A 20,768-nucleotide genomic window follows, 5' to 3' on the forward strand; every position below is an offset into this window, starting at 1 on the left:
ATTGAGGTGTTATATAGATGACAAAGAAAAGAATAGGTTTACTCGTAATGGCGTATGGAACACCAGAATCATTAGACGATGTAGAGGCATATTATACACATATCCGTCACGGGCGTACGCCATCAGAAGAAGCGCTTGAAGATTTAATTGGGCGCTATAAAGCGATTGGTGGAATTTCACCGCTTGCAAAAATTACGAAAGAACAGGCGCATAAATTAACAGATTCAATGAATAACATATTTACAGAGTATGAATTTACTTGTTACTTAGGTTTAAAACATATTGCACCATTTATAGAAGATGCTGTAGAAGAAATGAAGCGTGATGGGATCGAGCAAGCGATTAGTATCGTATTAGCGCCGCATTACTCTACATTTAGCATTAAAGCGTATAATGACCGTGCTATTCGTCTTTCAAAAGAAATCGGTGGTCCTGTTATTGAACCAATTGAACAATGGTATGATGAACCGAAATTTATTTCGTATTGGGCAGACCAAATAAAAGAGATGTTTACAGAAATTGATAATAAAGAGAAAGCAGTCGTAATTTTTTCAGCGCATAGTTTGCCAGAAAAAATTATTGCAGCAGGAGACCCATATGTAGAACAACTAAAGCATACGGCAGATTTAATTGCAGAAGCTGCAAATATTCAAAACTATACAACGGGTTGGCAAAGTGCTGGGAATACTCCAGATCCGTGGATTGGTCCAGATGTGCAAGATTTAACGAAAGATTTATATGAAGAGCATGGGTACGAATCTTTCGTATATTGCCCAGTTGGTTTTGTAGCGGAGCATTTAGAAGTTTTATATGACAACGATTATGAATGTAAAGTTGTAACGGATGAATTAAATGCCAAATATTTCAGACCAAATATGCCGAATGCACAATCTGCATTTATCGACTGTTTGGCTGAAATTGTTTCCAAAAAAGTGAAGGAAATAGTTGACAAAGATTTAGTTTTGAATAATAATTAATTTATAATAATTTTAAATAAATAATGATTACTACGAAAGAAAGAGGAGGATCCCCCTAGATGAATCCAAATAATCGCTTAACAACAAACCAAGGTGCTCCAGTTGGAGACAACCAAAATTCTCGTACAGCTGGTCGTCGTGGACCAGTATTATTAGAAGACTATCATTTAGTAGAAAAACTTGCGCACTTTGATCGTGAACGTATTCCGGAGCGTGTTGTGCATGCACGTGGTGCAGGTGCTCACGGTGTATTCGTAACGAAAAATAGTATGAAGCAATATACGAAAGCAGCATTTTTACAAAATGAAGGAACTGAAACGCCTGTATTTGTTCGTTTTTCAACGGTTATTCATGGTCAAGGTTCTCCTGAAACAGCACGTGACCCACGTGGGTTTGCTGTTAAATTTTATACAGAAGAAGGAAACTACGATATCGTAGGTAATCATTTACCAGTTTTCTTCATTCGTGATGCAATTAAATTCCCTGATATGGTACATTCCTTAAAACCAGCACCTGATACGAATATTCAAACGCCAGATCGTTATTGGGATTTCATGACGTTAAGTCCAGAATCTACACATATGATGACATGGGTATTTTCTGATTACGGTACACCAGCAAGCTATCGTGAAATGGAAGGTTTCGGCGTCCATTCATTTAAATGGATTAATGAAGAAGGTAAAATTGTTTATATTAAATACCACTGGAAACCACAGCAAGGTGTACGTAACTTAAATGCGAAAGAAGTGCAAGAAGTACAAGGGAAAGACTTCAATCATGCAACTCGTGACTTGTTCGATGCAATCGAAAAAGGAAATTACCCAAAATGGGATTTACACGTACAAGTTATGCAATTAGATGAAATGGACTCTTTAGACTTTGATCCACTAGATCCAACGAAAGTATGGCCAGAAGAACGCTTCCCATTAATGGAAGTAGGGACAATGACGTTAAATCGTAATCCGAAAAACTTCTTTGCAGAAGTAGAGCAAGTAGCGTTCTCTCCAAGTGCAACTGTAAATGGTATTGAGCCATCGGAAGATAAATTATTACAAGGTCGTTTATTCTCTTACCCAGATACACAGCGTTATCGTCTTGGTGCAAATTACTTACAAATTCCTGTAAACTGCCCATACGCAGCTGTTCATAATCAACAACGTGATGGTGCGATGCAAGTGAATCAAAACCCATCTACAATCAACTACGAACCGAGTCGTCATGCAGAGAATCCAGTTGAAGACAAAGCTTACCGCGATTCAACTATGAAAGTAGAAGGCTATGTATCTCGTGAAAAAATTGAGAAACCAAATGACTTCAAACAAGCAGGTGAGCGTTACCGTTCATTCTCTAAAGAAGAGCAAGATAACTTAATTGCAAACTTAACAAATGATCTAAAAGACGTAAATGAACGCACAAAATTATTAGCTGTTTGTAACTTCTTCCGTGCAGATCAAGAATACGGTATGCGTTTAGCGCAGGCATTAAATGTTGATATTACGCAATATGTAGGAAATGCTCCGAAATAAATAGGAAAAGACGACCGGGCTTCGGTCGTCTTTTTTGTATAAAGTTATGTGGGGTATTTCGCATGTAAAACATGTCGGAATTTGTTGGTAAATCGATATGTTGTGTCGAACCGTTGATATATTGAAAGAAACAATCGATATATTTGAAAAATCGTTGATATATCCAAAAAACCGTTAATATATTTCCGGTTATACTAGGTGGGGTATGTTGCCCGGTGCGCAAAAAAGAGATGCAATCTATTACTAATAGATTGCATCTCTTTTTTAGTTTGCTCGCTCTGCATGTTCATAAGCTTTCTCACCATGCATCGAAATATCAAGTCCCATATGTTCCTCGTGCTCATCTACCCGGACAGGGAGGAAGAAGTTGATTGCTTTAATAATGGCATACGTCATTATAATTGTGAACGCATATGTTGCGCCGATCGCTACAAGTTGTTTCAACAGCAGCGAGGCGTTTCCGTAAAATAATCCGTTAGCGCCATCGCCGTTTACGGCAGTAGTTGCAAATAGTCCTGTTGCAATACCGCCCCAAGTTCCTCCGATGCCGTGGCATCCAAAGGCATCAAGTGTATCGTCATACCCAAATTTTGTTTTTAAGAAGAAAACGGCGCCAAAGCATAATATGCCACCAATTGCTCCGATAAGAAGGGCGGAGAAAGGTGTAACGAACCCGCAAGCTGGTGCAATAGCGACTAGACCAGAAACAACTCCGCAAGCAGCTCCCATTGCGGTCGGTTTTGATTGGAAGAACCATTCAGAAAGCATCCAAGTTAGAGCGGAGGCAGCGGCGGCTATATTTGTATTAATAAATGCAGTTAACGCTACGTCGTTTAAGGATAATGCGCTGCCGACGTTAAAACCGAACCAGCCAAACCATAATAAGCCTGCACCTAACATTGTAAATGGCAAATGGTGAGGAGAAGAACCATTTATGTTTTTTCGTTTTCCAAGGAAAATAGCTAATACAAGACCAGCAACTCCGGAAGTGATGTGAACGACGTTTCCGCCAGCGAAGTCTAGGGCGCCAAGTTCCCTTAGCCACCCACCGACGCCCCATACCCAATGAGCGACAGGATTGTAAACGATTGTTGTCCATAGAAGGATAAAAATAAGAAAGGCAGAAAATCGCATTCTTTCAGCAAATGCACCTGAAATTAAAGCTGGAGTTAAAATGGCGAACATGAGTTGAAACATCATGAATAAATTGTGAGGAATAGTAGATGAGTAGTCTGGATTTGGTGCGTAGGTAACTCCGTTTAGACCGAACCAATCAAGTGTGCCGATAAGCCCGTGCCAATCTGGTCCGAATGATAAAGAATAGCCGATAACAATCCATTGAATCGAAACGATAGCCATTGCGCTATAACTATGCATCGTTGTACTGAGTACGTTTTTGCTGCGAACCATACCTCCATAAAAAAGTGCCAATCCTGGTGTCATCAACATGACCATTACTGTCGTCATAAACATAAAAACTGTATCTCCCATATCCATGATCTCTCCTCCTGTAATGTTAGAAAAAATAACATCGTTTTGTTATGTTTCATATCATATTCGAAAAGGAATTAAAAAACAACTAAAAATTCAGAAAAATATATACATGATGTTAGAAAATGTAACATGGATTATTTTGTGAGGATTGAAATCGACATATGCGTTTCACTTGGATAATTGGTATAATATTCTTACAATTAAAAACTTGGGGGATGCGTGTGGGAAAAATACGGACTAGGAAACTATTCATTTGTTTTTGCTTAGCTTTTGTTTTGTTTGTACCAATACATACTTTTGCAGACGAAAAAAGAGAGTGGAAAGATGAAGTTATATACTCCATTATGATTGATCGCTTCAATAATGGAGAACCGAAAAATGACAAGCAGTTAGAAGTTGGTAATTTAGAAGGGTATCAAGGCGGGGATATAAGAGGAATTATAAAAAGGTTGGATTACATAAAAGAAATGGGTTTTACTACCATTATGCTTTCGCCGCTTTTTGAAAGTGGAAAGTACGATGGATTAGACGTGCGAAATTTTAAAAAGGTAAATGAACATTTCGGGACAGACAATGATGTGAAAGAACTTGTAAAAGAAGCTCATGCAAAAGGAATGAAAGTTGTATTTCAATTTCCACTTGGAGAAAACGAACAACAGGTAATTGATGCAACGAAATGGTGGATAAAAGAAGTTGATTTAGACGGAAGTTATGTTATACATAGTGAAAAAAAGCCGCGTTCCTTTTGGGATAACGCGCAAAAAGATATGCAAGTGATAAAGAAAGATTTTCGTATTATGACAAAGGAGGATAGCGAATACAACGAAAAAATAGTAGAATCGTTTTCCAAAGCGGATGTATCGGTGAAATCGTTATACGATGTGAGTAAAAAAGAAGGGGAATTTGTTACGTTTTTAGATGATCAAGAAACAAAAAGATATGCGCGTATTGCAAAAGAAAATATGTATTATCCGCCATCACGTTTAAAACTGGCGCTTACATATTTGTTAACATCACCTGGGATTCCGAATTTTTATTACGGAACTGAAATTGCATTAGATGGAGGAAGTGTACCCGATAATAGACGATTAATGGATTTTAAGTCAGACGAAAAATTTATGCAGCACATAACAAAACTAGGTGAACTTAGGCAGGCGAGACCGTCTTTACGACGCGGTACGTTTGAGCTTCTGTATGATAAGAGTGGGATGAGCATACTAAAACGAAAATATAAAGATGAAGTAACTTTAGTAGCAATTAATAATACGAAAGAAACACAAAAAGTCTCCTTACCTGCAAGTGCAATTGGTGAAAAACAAGAGTTAAGAGGATTGTTGCAGGATGAAATTATAAGAGAGGAAAACGGAAAATTTTATCTCGTTTTAAAGCGTGAAGAATCAAACGTGTATAAAGTTAACGGAGAAACAGGTGTGAATTGGTTATTTATCTCCTTAATCGTTGGTGTGAATGTATTATTTATTGCGTTTTTAATTGTAGTTAAAAGGAAACGTAGATGAGATGAGAAGTTACTCACTCTACGTTCATGTCTTCTTATTGGATTTGTAAGTTTGTTCGGTGGCGCGATAGTATTTATTCTGTTGATATGAAATTTCTTAAGAGAAACGATGTGAGAATGAAAACGTCCCTAGTGAGAGGAGGGCCAGGTTAGGAAGGGGATGTTCTTCCTAACTTGTTTTTTGTGTTAGCACCGATAGGGAAGAATCTTTGAAACAATCAATAATTGTAACTATATTGATTTTACATTACATTAAAAGTTAGAGAATACTCTTATACTAATACAGTGCTAAATAGTAGGTGGAAAAATGGAGTTTTACGATTTGGGTATTACCATTAAAGAGCTTAGAATTAAAAAAAATATATCACAATCCGAATTATGTCATGGAATATGTTCACAAAGTCAAATTAGCTATTAATCTAAATACTTTATACTTATTAGGTGAACTTTACTATTTAAAGGGATGGAATTTATTAAGATTTAAACAACAGAATGAAGAAGATATTGCAAATAACATGAAAAAAGCATTATTTATATTTGAACTAACAGAAAAAGAAAATCTGATAAAAATGGTTAAAGAAAAATATTTTGAAAACCAAAATGAAAAAAGCTACTCATAATTCATTTGGGTATTACTTGAAATATAATAGAACCTACAGGGAAAATCCCTGTAGGTTTTAAACTTATAAACTTTCTTCTAAAATATTAGTGCTTAATATAAATCTTTGAATAAGAGTTTACTTAGTGTACTTTTTATTTTGAAGTCTGCATCTTTATTAACGATGTATGCTTCTTTTTAAATCCATCCGAATATTATTGGTTCAAGTCGGAGGAAGGCGCTTTGAGGTTTCTTTTTTTATGACTTTTATCATTAACTATTTAATGTTTTTTAAATGATTACATGACATAGTTTTTTTGTACCAAGCTTTGTTGATACAGTTAGACTTATCCGTTAGTGAATTCGCATTATTAGAACATCCTACAGTATTTAGGGAGAATGTGGCCAATAAAAACCATAGTATTAATTTCTTCATATAACCACTTCTAACTCTTTTTTAATTAACATTTTTTAAGTTCCTTATTAATTTTACATTATATTAAAGGTTGGGAAATATTCTTATACTCATAAATTGTTACGTTTTGACGGGGAGAGGGATTATGAGTTACAGCGATTTTTAAGATGATTTTGGTCTAGGATGTAGTTATTAAGAAAAGTAATTCAAATCGAAGGGGGAACGTCTTGAGGTGTCTTTTTCTTATTTTCAATAAGGTCTGCTAAATGCATGTATAAAACAAATTCTACAATAAGGCCTAGTTTAATCATACGGTCACTTGTAAAGTCTTCGTATGGTTAGACTCTGTTCACTTAGCAATTTTCACCGCATATACCTTTTTATATAGTTTGTTCTCGTAATATTGTCTCTACAAGACAAAAAAGAAAACTCCTCTAATTAAGAGGAGTTTTCTTTTTAGCGGTAGTTAATGAACTGTACGTCGATTGGTAAATCAGCGCTACGAACAGCTGCGATTACTGCTTGTAAGTCATCACGGCTTTTTGCTGTAACACGTACTTGATCATCTTGTACTTGTGTTTTTACTTTTAATTTCATTTCTTTAATGATGTTGTTAATTTTTTTGGCGTTATCTTTATCGATACCTTGTTGAAGTGTTGCGCGTTGGCGAACAGTGTTGCCAGTTGCAGCTTCAACTTTTCCGTAATCTAAGTTCTTAATTGGAACGTTACGTTTTACAAGTTTAGAGATAAGAACGTCTTTTACTTGCTCTAATTTAAACTCGTCATCAGAAGTTAAAACAAGTACTTCTTTTTCTAATTTAATATCACTTTTACTTCCTTTAAAGTCATATCGGTTTTGGATTTCTTTTAATGCGATATTAATTGCGTTTGTTACTTCAGGTAATTCTACTTTCGAAACGATGTCAAAAGAACTATCTTTTGCCATAGTTAGCACCTCCAAATAAATTTCTAATCTTGTTATGTACTGTACATACTAAAGTATAGCTGAAAACGAGTCTAGACTTAAGTGTTTTCGTACTTATATTCATGTAACCTCATTTTATTATAGTGAATTTTGGGCAGTTGGACAAATACAGGAAAAATCATGTTATAATTAACTTTTGTTTGGAATGATAAAAAAGATAATTTTATATATATAGAAGGGAATTAAAAAATATGTATTTGCAAATAGGATCGATTGAACAGGTAACTGTTTTACGCGAAACGGAAATCGGATATATGGTTGGGAATGAAGAAGAAGAAATTTTCCTACATAAAAACGAAGTGGCTGGAGAAATTGAAGAAGGCGATACGATTGATGTATTCTTATACCTTGATCACCAAAATCGTATTTCAGCAACAATGAAGGAACCGATTATTACAACTTATGATTGGAACTGGGTAAAGGTTGTAGAAGTTATTCCTAGTTTAGGTGTGTTTGTTGATATTGGTGTGTCAAAAGATATACTAATTCCAGCTGATGAGTTCCCGATTTATATGCCGGTATGGCCAGAAGTAGGCGATGAATTATATTGTACGTTAAAATTAACGAATCGTGATCGTTTAATTGCTCTTCCGGCAAGAGACAGTGATATGCAAGAAATTATCGTAGATGCAACGCCATCTATGCGTAATAAAAACGTAAACGGACGTGTATATCGTTCACTTCAAGTTGGTTCATTCATACTAACGGATGAGCATTTCCGTGCTTTCCTACACCATACAGAAAGAAAAGAACAAGTCCGCATCGGTCAGCGTGTAACGGGCCGTATTATTGACGTAAAAGATGACGGTACAATTAACATTTCACTTCTTCCTCGTAAAGAAGAAGGAATGGAAGATGATGCTGCAGTAATTTATGCATATATGGAAGAACGAGGCGGAGCAATGCCGTTTTGGGATAAGAGCCATCCAGAAGATATTAAAGAACGCTTTAACATGAGTAAAGCTGCATTTAAGCGCGCACTTGGTAAGTTGATGAAAGAAGAAAAGGTTTACCAAGAAGAAGGTTGGACTTACTTTAAGAAATAAGGTGTATGAAAAAGAACTATTCTTTCTCTGAATTTTTTAGAGAAGAGATAGTTCTTTTTTATTATAAAGTAGATAAAAAGTAAATAAGGTGTAATAAAACGTTTAATCTACAAATATTTTACTGTATTTATAAGGAAAAAGGAATATAAAATGGTAAATCGTCAGAAAATATACATTTTTAGAAAAAATGTCATAGTATTGTCATTTTTATGTTGAAGCCCCTCGGAGAATTCTTTAAATTGTTAATTGTAAGAATAAAACTGATGCGAATTAGGGGTGAATGTATGGAAAAGAGGCAAGTTAAGAAAAAATGGTATAGGCAATTAATCCAACTTATCGTAGTTGCACTAATTGTTACTTCTATACCACTGAATGGGTTGGCAGAAACGGCACCACCGTTTACACCATCTCCAAATTCAGAACAAACTCCAGAAGTGGAAAAGAAAGAGGAGCAGGAATTACCAGCTCCACATCCAGATCAATTAAAGAAGGATAAGGCTAAAACACAGGCGAGTCCGACTGAGATTGTAGAAGAAAGAACGGAAACCGAAAAGGTTTTTGATAACAATGATGGTACTTTTACAAAGAGGGTATATACGGAACCGATTCATGCAGAGAAAGATGGAAAGCTAGAAGAGGTTTCGCCAAAATTAGTAGAAGCACCAAATGAAAAAATTGTAACGGAAAATACAACATTAGAACCAGAGTTTGAGAAAGCGACAAAAGATGGAAAGTACGTTCAATTTAAAGTGAAAGATCATACTATTCAGTATAAACTAATAAGTGCAAATGGTGAAAAAGGTGAAATGAAGCCATCACCAGTAACCGCAACACATGAAAATAATACAGTATGGTATAAAGGGGTCTTCCCAAATATTGATTTAAAGAGTACGACATTCAATGAAAATGTAAAAGAAGATTTTGTATTACGTGAGTATACAGGACACCACATTTTTACATTTGCATTAGAAACAGATTTAACACCTAGCTTACAGGAAGATGGTTCAATTGACTTCCAAGATGAGAAAAAAGAAAAAGTATTCACATTGCCGAAACCATATATGAATGATTCCAATGTGGATCAGCAATCAGGTGAGGCTGTAACGTCAGATGCGGTTCGCTACAATATTGAGAAGAAAGATGAAAAAACATATACATTAACTGTTACTGCCGACCCGCAGTGGCTACAAGCACCAGAGCGAAAATATCCGGTATATGTAGATCCTTCAATTGAATTGGATAACTTTGAAAATGCTTATGCTTCAAGTGTATTCGCTAATGTTAATTATTCAGGAGGAAAACTTTGGGATTCAGGCCAAAATGCTTACACGTTAAAAGTTGGGTATTATGACGCATCGATTGGCACCAACTTTTCATTTATTAAACCAGATGTTTCAAACTTAAAGGGTGCAAAGATTGAAAGTGCAACATTCCATGCCTATGCAGTTTGGCATTATTATGCGAATCAACCAAATGGTGTTTGGTTAGATGAAGTAACAAGTGGATGGAATGTTGGAAGTGTAAACTGGAATAACAAACCAGGTTCTAACAACATTGCACACGCTGATGTGGGCCGCGGAAAATGGGCCCAGTTCAATGTAACGAATACAGTGAAAGCATGGGTAGAAGGCGCGAGACCAAACAATGGCTTTAAGCTACATGCAAATGGTAATGGTCAAAACCATTGGAAGAAATTCATTGCAGCTGAAAATGGAACGAATGCACCATTCTTGGAAGTGAAATATTCCTACGCAAAACCAAATAAGCCAAGAGTACAAGCTTACTCAAATGGGAGTGGGAGTGGTTCAGGTCACTTCAATGTACAATGGGACGCAGTTCCAGGAGCAACAGGTTATAAAGTTGCCATTTTTAATGGATATGACTATGAATATATTCCTGTTGGGAATGTGACAAGCTGGACGACGAAAGATAAAAAAATATTCCCGACGCCAGAAGAAATTGCACAAGGGCGTTACTGGATACATGATGATGGAAAAGGTGCAGAAGCGCCTACTAACCCAGGACAAATATATAAAAATGCTTACGAGTCAGGAGGTCCGTACGGGGATTATAGCGGAAGAAGTAGCTACTGGATTCGTATTGTAGCAGAGTATCCGTTTGGGGATAGTCCACTTTCAGATGAAATAGTTCCATTTATTCCATTAGAACAAGTGAAAAAGCCAGATGGATCGGCCTATATTAATGCGACAGATAAAGAAACAGGATATGTCACATTAAAGTGGGATGCAGTTCCAGCGGCTGCAGGCTATAAAGTTTGGATTTATAACGGAAAAGATTACGAAGCGTTCGATGTAGGGAATAAAACAAATTGGACAACGCAAAATGAGAAAATTTGGCCAACGAAAGATGAAATTGCAAAAGGCCAATATTTACTTCATCATGATAAAAAAGGTGCAGAATTAGCAGTTGATCCATCACCTGTGTATAAGAATTCTGGCGGAATTTATGCTGGCTTTAAAAATTATTGGTTCCGTGTAACAGCGTATAGTAAAGCCGGACATGCTGAAAGTGAAATTTCGCATGAATTTGTACCTAAATTTGCTCAAGACTTTGGGTTTATAGGGATGTTTGATTACTGGGCATCAGTTCCGGTACTAAATGGTAAAGTAAATGCTACAAATGGTAACTTTATCATGAGTGAAAAAGATATTACGTTATCAGGGCGCGGACCGGATGTATCAGTGGAAAGAACGTATAATAGCCAAAGTAAAAAAGTAGGTTTATTTGGTACAGGTTGGTCTAGTGGATTAGAAGAAAGAATTTTGGCTGAAGGAAATGGAAACTTACTATTAATTTCTGCCGATGGCGCAAATATTACTTTTACTAGAACGGGAGATAATACGTATCAAGCCCCTACTGGTATATATTTAGAAATTAAACAAGTATCAGGCGGATATGAAATAAAAGATAAAGACCAAACGGTTACTTTCTATAAATCTGGAGATGCACAAGGTCGTATCCAGTATACAAAAGATAAATACGGAAATACGACGACATATGAGTATGATGGTGAATCACGTTTATCAAAAGTGAAAAATGCTTCTGGCAAAGAGTTAGTCGTACAATATGATGGAAATAATAAAAAAGCAGCAAGAGTAATCGGCCCAGATAGCAAAACGATTACATTTAAATATGATGGAGATCTACTCGTTTCTTCTACAACTCCAGAAGGAAAAGTATACAAATATGGATATGATAATGGGGTACTGACATCTATTTATGACCCACAACATACAGATGCAAAACCATATAAAACATCGTATGCATATGAGAATGATAGATTAGTAAAAGTAACGGACCCATTAGGGAAAGCTACGACATTAGCATATAATACAGGTTCGAAGGAAGTTACATTAACGAATCCAAAAGGACGTAAGACTGTTTATACGTATAACGATGCTGGAAATCCAGTGAAAACAGTTGAAGATGTGGGACGTCTTAATTTAACGACATCGTATGAATATAATGCAAACAATTTAGTAAAAACAACAACTCCTAAAAATCAAACGGAAACAGCGACCTATGACGGTAATGGGAATGTAACCTCTGTTACTGATGAAATGGGAACAGAAAAGTTTGAGTACAATAAAGACAACGGACTTATAAAAGCGACAGATAATGAAAATCGTGAAACAACAGTTGCTTATAAAGCAGCAAATACAGAAGTGTCACAAACAGATCAATCGGCCCATACGTCTTCTTTCACACAGCATGATAAATACGGTAATCCGATTGAAACAAGTAAAGAATTAGGGACAGGGGAAAACTTAGTTCAAAACCCAAGCTTCGAGATAAATGGCACAGATAAATGGGTAACAGTAAATCACAATAATTCCGGTTCCATCACAAAAGATGCAGCACCAGCTCCAGGTGGTCTTGGAGGAGAGTCGTCACTTAAGATTACAACGAAAGCAACAAGTAATGAGTGGGGCTATATCGCAGCAATTCAAGAAGTAACACTAGAACCAAATACAACTTACACATTAAGTGGTATGGTGAAAACGGATTTATCTAACGGCGCTGCTTTCTTCAATGTACAGTCATTAAATGAAAACGGTGCTGGTATAGATGATGGTTGGAACGATAATCGTCACAGTAAAGTTGAAGGAACTAGGGATTGGGTTAACCGTCAAGTTACTTTTAAAACAACAGAGAAAACGAGAAAAGTAAAAATCTATTTACAAGTAGAAAATGGTGGTTCTTCTACGAGTGGTTCTGCATGGTTTGACAAGATACAATTGGAAAAGGGAGACGTTTCTTCTAGTTTTAATCCAATTACAAATAGTAGTTTAGAGAATATGACAGAGAAAGGTTGTATTCCAGGGTGGATTCGCGGAGATGGAACAAGTTGTGATCCAAAAGATACTTCCCATGAGCAAAGCTTTACAGGGGATTCATCTATTGTAATAGAGCGCAGTCAATATGGCGGATCCGATGTTGGGTATGCTACATGGGTGAATTTAAATCAGAAAACAGCAGCCCCTCTAACGGTAACAGGGATGTCTAAATCTGAAAATGTAGAAAATGATGCACCTGACAAGCTTTCGAAAGATTACTCTATTTGGGCAGATATATACTATCAAGACGGTAGTGGAGAGAATTATCAAGCGAAATTCCCAAGTGGTACAAATGATTGGAATCGTAGTGCTGTAATGATTCCAGCGAAAAAACCGATTAAAAACGTAGCGGTGTATGTTCTCTTTAGAAAAAATAATAAAGGAAAAGTCTGGTTCGATAATATTCGTTTACTAGAAGGTAACGCTCTTATTAAAAACGAGTATGACAACGACGGAAATGTTGTTGCCACGTATGATGAAGAAGGACAGAAGAACAGCTTCACATACGACGCGTCAGGAAATAAAAAGAGCGAAACAGATGAAAAAGGAAATACAAAATTATATGATTACAACAAAGATAATCTATTAACGAAGGTTACATTAAAAAATGGTACTTCTGTAAATTATCTGTATGATCATAATGGAAATACAACAGAGAAATCTGTCATGTTTGGTGGGAAAACGCAAACACACAAATATGAATATGATGTAGATAATAAAAATACAGTCTATATCGATGCATTAAACCGTCGTATTGAAAATACGTACGATGAAAATGCAAACAAGATTAAAACAACAATGCCAAATGGTTCGATTTTAGAATCTGTATATGATACAGCAGATCGTGTCATTGGTGAAAAGCGCAACGGAAAAGATTCATTTACTTTTGAACGTGATCAAAATGGACAAGTTACGAAAGTGAAAGACCATGTCAATGGTGTAGAACGCACGAAAACATACGATAAGGCTGACCGTGTCACAAGCGCAACAGATAGCCGAGGCGGAAAAGTTGACTGGGCATATCACGACAAAGCAAACAGTAAGACAGAGAAATTAAAAGAACAAACAGTAACACAAGGTGGATACACAAATAAAGTATCGTATGACTACAACACGTTAGATCAAAACATTCGTGTGACAGATGGCTCGCAAACGTATCGATTTGATTATGACGATCAAGGAAATGTTCGTACGTATACAGCCGGAAATGGTTCAGGTTCGACGTTTAACTATGACCATGCGAACAAAATTAAAGATTTAGTAGTAGGTACATCAAACAGTATTCTACTTTCTGAACGATATGAATATGACCAATCAGGTAACCGTACGAAAATTAAACATGAAGGTGCGGGCGGGAAAGTAACAGAAACAAACTTTGTATATGACCCAATCAACCAACTATTAAACGAGGCATTACCAAACGGAACAAGTAAATCTTACACATATGATGGATTTGGAAACCGTACAAGTGTGAAAGTTGTAGAGAATGGAAAAGAAACAAAATCTATAGCGGCAACATTCAATGAAGGAAATCAACTTGTAAAATTCGGGAACGAATCGTTAACGTATGATGCGAATGGAAATCGTACGTCTGACGGAAAGTACAAGTATACATGGAATGAAAATGACCAAATTGTAGCGATTACAAAACAAGGTGAAAGCAATGCATTCGCAACGTATAAATATGATGAAAATAATCGTCGTATTGAAAAGAGTGTAAATGGTCAAGTAACACGCTACTTCTATGATGGAGACAGCATTAACCCATTATATGAGACAGATGGTAGTGGAACTGTACTTCGTCAATATGTATATTCCACAAGTGGTACACGCTTAGCTATGAAATCAAAAGGGCAAACGCTATACTATCACTACAACCCACGTGGTGATGTAGTTGCGATGACAGATCAAAATAGAGAAGTTGTAGCAACGTATGAATATGATTCGTGGGGTAATGTAGTAAAGAGTGATACGAAAGGTATCGCAGCAGACAATCCATTCGGATATGCGGGATACATGTATGATAAAGAAATTGGGATGTATTATCTGATTGCGCGTTATTATAATCCGGAGCATGGTGTGTTCTTATCAGTGGATCCTGATCCGGGTGATGAGGATGATCCGGTTACCATGAATGGGTATACGTATGGTGACAATAATCCGGTGATGATGACAGATCCGGATGGGCATTTAGCATGGATGGTATTAAACGCAGGATTCGCAGCTTATGATGGGTATCAAGCGTATAAAAAGAATGGTTGGAAAGCAGCTGCAGTAGCTGTTGGTGTCGGATTAGTTGGTGGAGCAGCTTATAAAGGTGCGAAATTAGCATATAATACATTTAAATATGGCAAAAAGCTTAATTTTACTAATACTACAGTTGGAAATTCTGTATCAAATTTTAGGGTTAATATAAGTCTGCGCCAATTACACAATAGATTAGGAAAAGCAGGATGGAATCAAGACATAACTTACCGAAATGGTTTGCAAATTAGGAATTTTACTAAAAACGGAAGGAAAATAACTACTCGCAATGGATCGAGTAATGGTGAGAATACTGCTGAGTATTATGGAAGAGGGAAGAAAAAAAAGAAAGATGTTATTAAATTTAGGTTAAAGGGAAAGGGGAAAAAGGTTGAGAAAAATAGATAGCTTATTTCAACTTACCGAGGAAGAGTATAGTTTTGTTTATAAAAGAATTGCCGAGATGGTAGATATGGAAAAAAGTTTACCAGAGTATGTAGTCAGAGGTGACCTTGATAAATATGTATTGTTATTTAGTTGTTATGATTTTGGTGCTGAGGGATTTATTGATTCGTTAAAACAAATAGGCGAAGTTTTAGGAGAGCGTACGGCATATATATGTACAAAACAAACTTTTCGATATCGAACTTTTCTATTTTGGACTAAGAGCGGATATTATGATGAAGATATAAAAAAGGCAGCAAAGTTTGATGTGAATATATCATCAGAAGACTATTGGGATATTATCACATGGCGGGAAGAAAAGGATGGAAAAGAGTTTGGATGCTCACTTCGTGATCATTTTGTACTTTATATACTATTTTCTTCTGGAAAGGTATTGTTGGTGATTGATGTTCGTGACGACGTAGCGTTGCTAATTAGTGAAAAAGATATTTATAGGGATCAGATGATTGATACAACGATATGGCAGCCTCTTTCTGATTTTCTTATTGAAACGGAGGAGTACCATAAAGAAATTTTTCGCGATGGAGGAAAAAGGTATAGGAAAGCTTTAATTGAAAACTATGCTGGTCTGCAATAAAGGAATGACAATACAAGTATTGAAAGTAGTAATATTTTATACATGTCGTTCTAGGATTATAAAATTAATTCATTGCTAATATTCTTTTTAATGATGAGTGGAATATAAAGTTTTATAGATTCAGTGCATCTCGAAAATTAAACAGGTAATTTTTGAGATGCATTTTTTATTTTAAATAACCTATTACTCCTAAGGCAGAAAGTATCACTCTGTTATATGGGATAGGTGGAAATGGGACTGCCCTTCGTCAATATATGCATTTAATAAATGGTGTACGTTGAGCAATGAAATCAAGAAGACAAACAGTATACTACAACTTCTTCATGGTAATGTCGTTGCGATGACGAATCAAGATAGAGAAGTTGTAGCAACGTATGAATATGATTCGTGGGGTAATGTAGTAAAGAGTGATACGAAAGGTATCGCAGCAGACAATCCATTCGGATATGCGGGATACATGTATGATAAAGAAATTGGGATGTATTATCTGATTGCGCGTTATTATAATCCGGAGCATGGTGTGTTCTTATCAGTGGATCCTGATCCGGGTGATGAGGATGATCCGGTTACCATGAATGGGTATACGTATGGTGACAATAATCCGGTGATGAATGTGGATCCGGATGGGCATTGGGCATATCGTCCTTGGGGAACGACACAATTGTGGGTTTATGATAAGAGAACGGCTTATGCCAATGATAGAGCAGTACGAGCCGGAATAAAAGGTTGGGCAGAGAGCTATAGTTTTAATCTTATGGGTGGAGGGAATTTTGTTAGTAAATTGGGACCATTTATAACGGGAGCATCTAAAGGGTGGAAACAATCTAAAACAAAATCAAAGGTAAAGGCATCTCAAGTAAAAGTTGGAAATCGAAAAGGGATGCAAAGTGTGTTGAAAGGTGCAGGTAAACAAGCAATAAAGGCTGCTATAGTAAGAGGTAGTAAAGCTGTAGGAGTATATGGGTTTGCTGCGGACGCAGGCATCTTCTTGTATGAATATCAAAAAGAGTATAAAAAAGCCTATATAAATTATAGGCCTAAGAAGAAAAAAAGAAGATAGGAGATGGTTTTTATTGAAGGTGGAGCAATTATTACATGGAGTATAGGGATAGGTTGGATTTTATATTTGTCAATAATGTTCTTAAAATCAAGAGAATACATTCCGTTTACTATTACAGTAATATGGCTCGTATATATAATAGTTATAATCTTCACTCCATATTTTAACTTTTTAAGTTGGGGTATTAAAATTTTGATTTTATTCTTTTTTGCGCTGGCTGTTTGTTGCTCATTTGTGTTTTATAAAACTAGGTGATTTCTTTTATTAATAGAAATTGTGTAGTTGATTGGAAGTACGATGATAGTAAGTAGGGACATAACTTTATGTCCTTACTTATATAGGACGAGATAGATCAACTTGTTGCTTTAACGAGAAAAGGTGAAAAGAACGTAAACGGACAAGTAACCCGTTACTTCTACGACGGTGACAGCATTAACCCGCTATACGAAACAGACGGGAACGGAAAAGTCCTCCGACAATACGTTTACAACAAAGACGGCGTCCGCCTAGCAATGAAAATACAAGATCAATCGGTATACTACCATTACAACCCGCGCGGTGACGTAATAGCAATGACCGACAAGGACGGACAAATAGTCGCAAGCTATGAATACGATGCATGGGGGAACGTCTTAAAGAGTGAAGCAAAAGGAATCGCAGCGGACAATCCATTTGGATATGCGGGATACATGTATGATAAAGAAATTGGGATGTATTACTTGATTGCAAGATACTATAACCCAGAGCATGGTGTGTTCTTATCGGTGGATCCAGATCCGGGTGATAGTGATGATCCGGTTACAATGAATGGGTATACGTATGCGGATAATAACCCGGTAATGAACATTGACCCAGATGGGCATTGGGCAATGGCTGCGGGCATATATTTCGTACCAGGTTTGAGACAAGCGGCATTATTAGCAACTATAGCGGTTGGTGGTGCAGTGCATATGCGGCTTGGCGTATTGGTGCAAAAAGCAGAGTCATGCAGGCCTGTAGTAAACCATCAGGACCAGACCCGAAGGCAAAGGGAAGTCCACATACAAGATATAAAACTAAAAATGGAAAAGTGACGAATACGCAACTTATGGACAAGGAGGAGTGTTGAGGAAACAATTTCGTGGAGAAGGAAAACCGCATGGTGATGTTCCTCGACCAAATGTTAAAACTAAAAATCAATACAATAGAAAACCTATAACTAAGAAGAAGTATCCGAAAGAAAAAGTGAGAAAACCATTTAAAAAGGAATATCCAAGAGGGTATTAAAATGAATATAGTTATTGAAGAATGCTTGTATTCATAACAGGAAGGAGGGATGGGCATGAAATATTATAACGGTGGATTTATGATAATTTCATATGAAAAAGAGCTTATTTATCAAACTTGCATAATTGAGGGGCTGTCCTCGACTATTTTAACAATAAGTAATAGCGTACGGCCAACATTCCCTGATTATTGGTTTTTCCCTTGGTCCAATACAAATGAAAATAAATCGATTACTAAGCTAATAAACTCAAGATTAAGGATCAGTAAAGAGGAGCATGAACAGGCGCGATGTTTTTTAGATACATTGATAGAGGAAAAAAGGTTCTCCTGGCCCAATGTTTTTAGGGATTTAGAGGATGCTAGATTTTTTAAGAAAAACTATTTAAAGGGTATAGAAGATTTAGAAATTGTTAGTTTAAATCTTTCAGAAGAGTATCGGGCGGATTTTTTATTGAATGAGCGAGAAGAGAATGATTTTGATTGTTCTATATATCATTTTATGGAAGATGCATTGCCATTCTGTATCAATAACGATGAAATGTTAGGTTTTGATATATGTGGCTATAGTAACAATAATTTTTATTCGTTTATTCATAATAATTTACAGACGGATTTTAGAAAGTATGGTAAGAATTTGAATGAATTATCACTTATCGCTAATTATGAGGATGCACAATATGTTATTCATTTAATTGATAATCAAAAGATAGAGGCAGAAGAGATATTGTGGTATCCGTGGCTAATGTTGAAGTGTTCATAATTTATAAATTGGAAACGAAACAAAGTCTATAGCGGCAACGTTTAATGAAGGAAATTAACTTGTAAAATTCGGAAACGAATCGTTACTATATGATGTGAATGGAAATCGTACATCGGATGGAAAGTACAAGTATACGTGGAACGAAGATGACCCAATTACCATGAATGGGTATACGTATGCAGACAATAATCCGGTGATGATGACAAATCCGGATGGGCATTTAGCATGGATGGTATTAAACACAGGATTCGCAGCTTATGATGGGTATCAAGCGTATAAAAAGAATGGCTGGAAAGCAGCTGCAGTAGCTGTTGGTGCTGGATTAGTTGGTGGGGCAGCTTATAAAGGTGCAAAATTAGCATATAACACATTTAAATATGGTACAAAGCTTAAGTTTACTAATATTACGACAAAGAAATCCAAGCCTAATTTTCAGGCGAATATAAGTCTATGCCAATTACACAATAGATTGGGAAAAGCAGGATGGAATCAAGAAACATTTTACAAAAATGGTTTGCAAATTAGGAATTTCACTAAAAATGGAAGGAAAATAACTACTCGCGATGGATCTAGTGGTGGTTTTAATACTGCTGATTATTATCCAAGAGGGAAGAAGAAAAAGAATAATGTTATTAAGTTTAGGTTAAAGGGAAAGGGGAAAAAGGTTGAAAAAAATAGATAGCTTCTTTCAGCTTACCGAGAACGAGTATAGTTCTGTTTATACAAGGATTGCCGAGATAGTAGATATGGAAAAAAGTCTACCAGAGTATGTAGTAAGAGGTGATCTTGATAAATATGTATTGTTATTTAGTGACTATGAATTTGATGAAGATGAATTTCTTGATTCGTTAAAACAAATAGGCGAAGTTTTAGGAGAGCGTACGGCATATATATGTACAAAACAAACCTTTCAATATCGAACCTTTCTATTTTTTACTAAGAGTGGATATTATGATGAAGATGTAAAAAAGGCAGCAAAGTTTGATGTAAATATATCATCAGAAGACTATTGGGACATAATCACATGGCGGGAAGAAAAGGATGGAAAAGAGTTCGGATTATCACTGCGTGATCATTATGTACTGTATATACTATTTTCTTCTGGAAAGGTGTTATTGGTGATCGATGTTCATAATGAAGTGGCATTGTTAATTAGTGAAAAAGATATTTATAGAGAGCAGATGATTGATTCCATGATATGGAAGACTCTTTCTGATTTTCTTATTGAAACGGAGGAGTACCATAAAGAAATTTTTCGCGATGGAGGAAAAAGGTATAGGAAAGCTTTAGTTGAAAACTATGCTGGTCTGCAATAAAGGAATGACAATGCAAATATTGAAAGTAGTAATATTTTATACATGTCGTTCTAGGATTATAAAATTAATTCATTGATAATATTCATTTTTAATGATGAGTGGAATATAAAGTTTTGTAGATTCAGTGCATCTCGAAAATTAAACAGGTAATTTTTGAGATGCA

13 protein-coding genes and 2 pseudogenes are annotated in these 20,768 nt (G+C 36.1%); 13 read left to right on the plus strand and 2 right to left on the minus strand.

Annotated elements, in window-relative coordinates; genetic code table 11:
- Nucleotides 1–17: 17 nt before the first annotated feature.
- Together hemH and katB are read left to right on the plus strand one after the other, a co-directional pair.
- Nucleotides 18–977: a ferrochelatase gene (hemH, locus tag BHV55_RS06125; protein ID WP_048568226.1), complete on the plus strand. Its 960-nt coding sequence runs from the start codon at nt 18–20 to the stop codon at nt 975–977.
- A 59-nt stretch (nt 978–1,036) separates the two neighbouring features.
- Nucleotides 1,037–2,503: a catalase KatB gene (katB, locus tag BHV55_RS06130; RefSeq protein ID WP_048568225.1), complete on the plus strand. Its 1,467-nt coding sequence runs from the start codon at nt 1,037–1,039 to the stop codon at nt 2,501–2,503.
- Between the two features lie 264 nt (nt 2,504–2,767).
- Here the strand turns inward: katB and BHV55_RS06135 are convergent, their stop codons facing one another.
- Nucleotides 2,768–4,000 (minus strand): ammonium transporter, encoded by a 1,233-nt coding sequence (locus tag BHV55_RS06135; RefSeq protein ID WP_070757218.1) that lies wholly within the window; start codon nt 3,998–4,000, stop codon nt 2,768–2,770.
- A gap of 158 nt (nt 4,001–4,158) precedes the next feature.
- Between BHV55_RS06135 and BHV55_RS06140 the strand changes: the two genes are divergently transcribed.
- Together BHV55_RS06140 and BHV55_RS06145 are read left to right on the plus strand one after the other, a co-directional pair.
- Complete coding sequence (locus BHV55_RS06140; protein ID WP_070757217.1) at nt 4,159–5,514, plus strand: alpha-amylase family glycosyl hydrolase; 1,356 nt, start codon at nt 4,159–4,161, stop codon at nt 5,512–5,514.
- A gap of 397 nt (nt 5,515–5,911) precedes the next feature.
- Nucleotides 5,912–6,133: pseudogene (locus BHV55_RS06145) on the plus strand (hypothetical protein); the annotation flags it as partial.
- Between the two features lie 849 nt (nt 6,134–6,982).
- Here BHV55_RS06145 and BHV55_RS06150 read toward each other — a convergent pair.
- A complete protein-coding gene (locus BHV55_RS06150; protein ID WP_001040149.1) occupies nt 6,983–7,474 on the minus strand; it encodes a YajQ family cyclic di-GMP-binding protein in 492 nt (163 codons plus the stop codon).
- Nucleotides 7,475–7,704: 230 nt separating this feature from the next.
- Here BHV55_RS06150 and BHV55_RS06155 point away from each other — a divergent pair, with 230 nt between their 5' ends.
- From BHV55_RS06155 to BHV55_RS06190, 9 genes and pseudogenes are all read left to right on the plus strand, one after another.
- Entirely contained in the window at nt 7,705–8,559 is an 855-nt protein-coding gene (locus BHV55_RS06155; protein ID WP_000281260.1) for a CvfB family protein, read from the plus strand.
- Between the two features lie 284 nt (nt 8,560–8,843).
- The gene (locus tag BHV55_RS06160; protein WP_168369334.1) at nt 8,844–15,569 is read left to right on the plus strand and encodes a DNRLRE domain-containing protein; all 6,726 of its coding nucleotides are present in this window, start codon (nt 8,844–8,846) and stop codon (nt 15,567–15,569) included.
- Complete coding sequence (locus BHV55_RS06165) at nt 15,553–16,203, plus strand: hypothetical protein (RefSeq protein ID WP_048568754.1); 651 nt, start codon at nt 15,553–15,555, stop codon at nt 16,201–16,203. Before BHV55_RS06160 ends, BHV55_RS06165 begins: the two co-directional genes overlap by 17 nt.
- Before the next feature lie 340 nt (nt 16,204–16,543).
- On the plus strand, nt 16,544–17,263 hold the full coding sequence (locus BHV55_RS06170; RefSeq protein ID WP_095209634.1) for an RHS repeat-associated core domain-containing protein: 720 nt from the start codon (nt 16,544–16,546) through the stop codon (nt 17,261–17,263).
- 341 nt (nt 17,264–17,604) lie between these two features.
- Nucleotides 17,605–18,177: pseudogene (locus tag BHV55_RS27855) on the plus strand (RHS repeat-associated core domain-containing protein); the annotation flags it as partial.
- A gap of 190 nt (nt 18,178–18,367) precedes the next feature.
- Nucleotides 18,368–18,529: a polymorphic toxin type 24 domain-containing protein gene (locus BHV55_RS27860; protein ID WP_237470916.1), complete on the plus strand. Its 162-nt coding sequence runs from the start codon at nt 18,368–18,370 to the stop codon at nt 18,527–18,529.
- Between the two features lie 55 nt (nt 18,530–18,584).
- A complete protein-coding gene (locus tag BHV55_RS06180; RefSeq protein WP_048568756.1) occupies nt 18,585–19,289 on the plus strand; it encodes a hypothetical protein in 705 nt (234 codons plus the stop codon).
- Between the two features lie 94 nt (nt 19,290–19,383).
- Complete coding sequence (locus tag BHV55_RS06185) at nt 19,384–19,971, plus strand: RHS repeat-associated core domain-containing protein (RefSeq protein ID WP_070757216.1); 588 nt, start codon at nt 19,384–19,386, stop codon at nt 19,969–19,971.
- Entirely contained in the window at nt 19,955–20,605 is a 651-nt protein-coding gene (locus tag BHV55_RS06190; protein WP_070757215.1) for a hypothetical protein, read from the plus strand. The genes BHV55_RS06185 and BHV55_RS06190 overlap by 17 nt, the downstream gene beginning before the upstream one ends.
- The last annotated feature ends 163 nt before the right edge of the window (nt 20,606–20,768 follow it).

This window comes from Bacillus sp. RZ2MS9 (assembly GCF_001816185.2).
Classification (GTDB): domain Bacteria; phylum Bacillota; class Bacilli; order Bacillales; family Bacillaceae_G; genus Bacillus_A; species Bacillus_A cereus.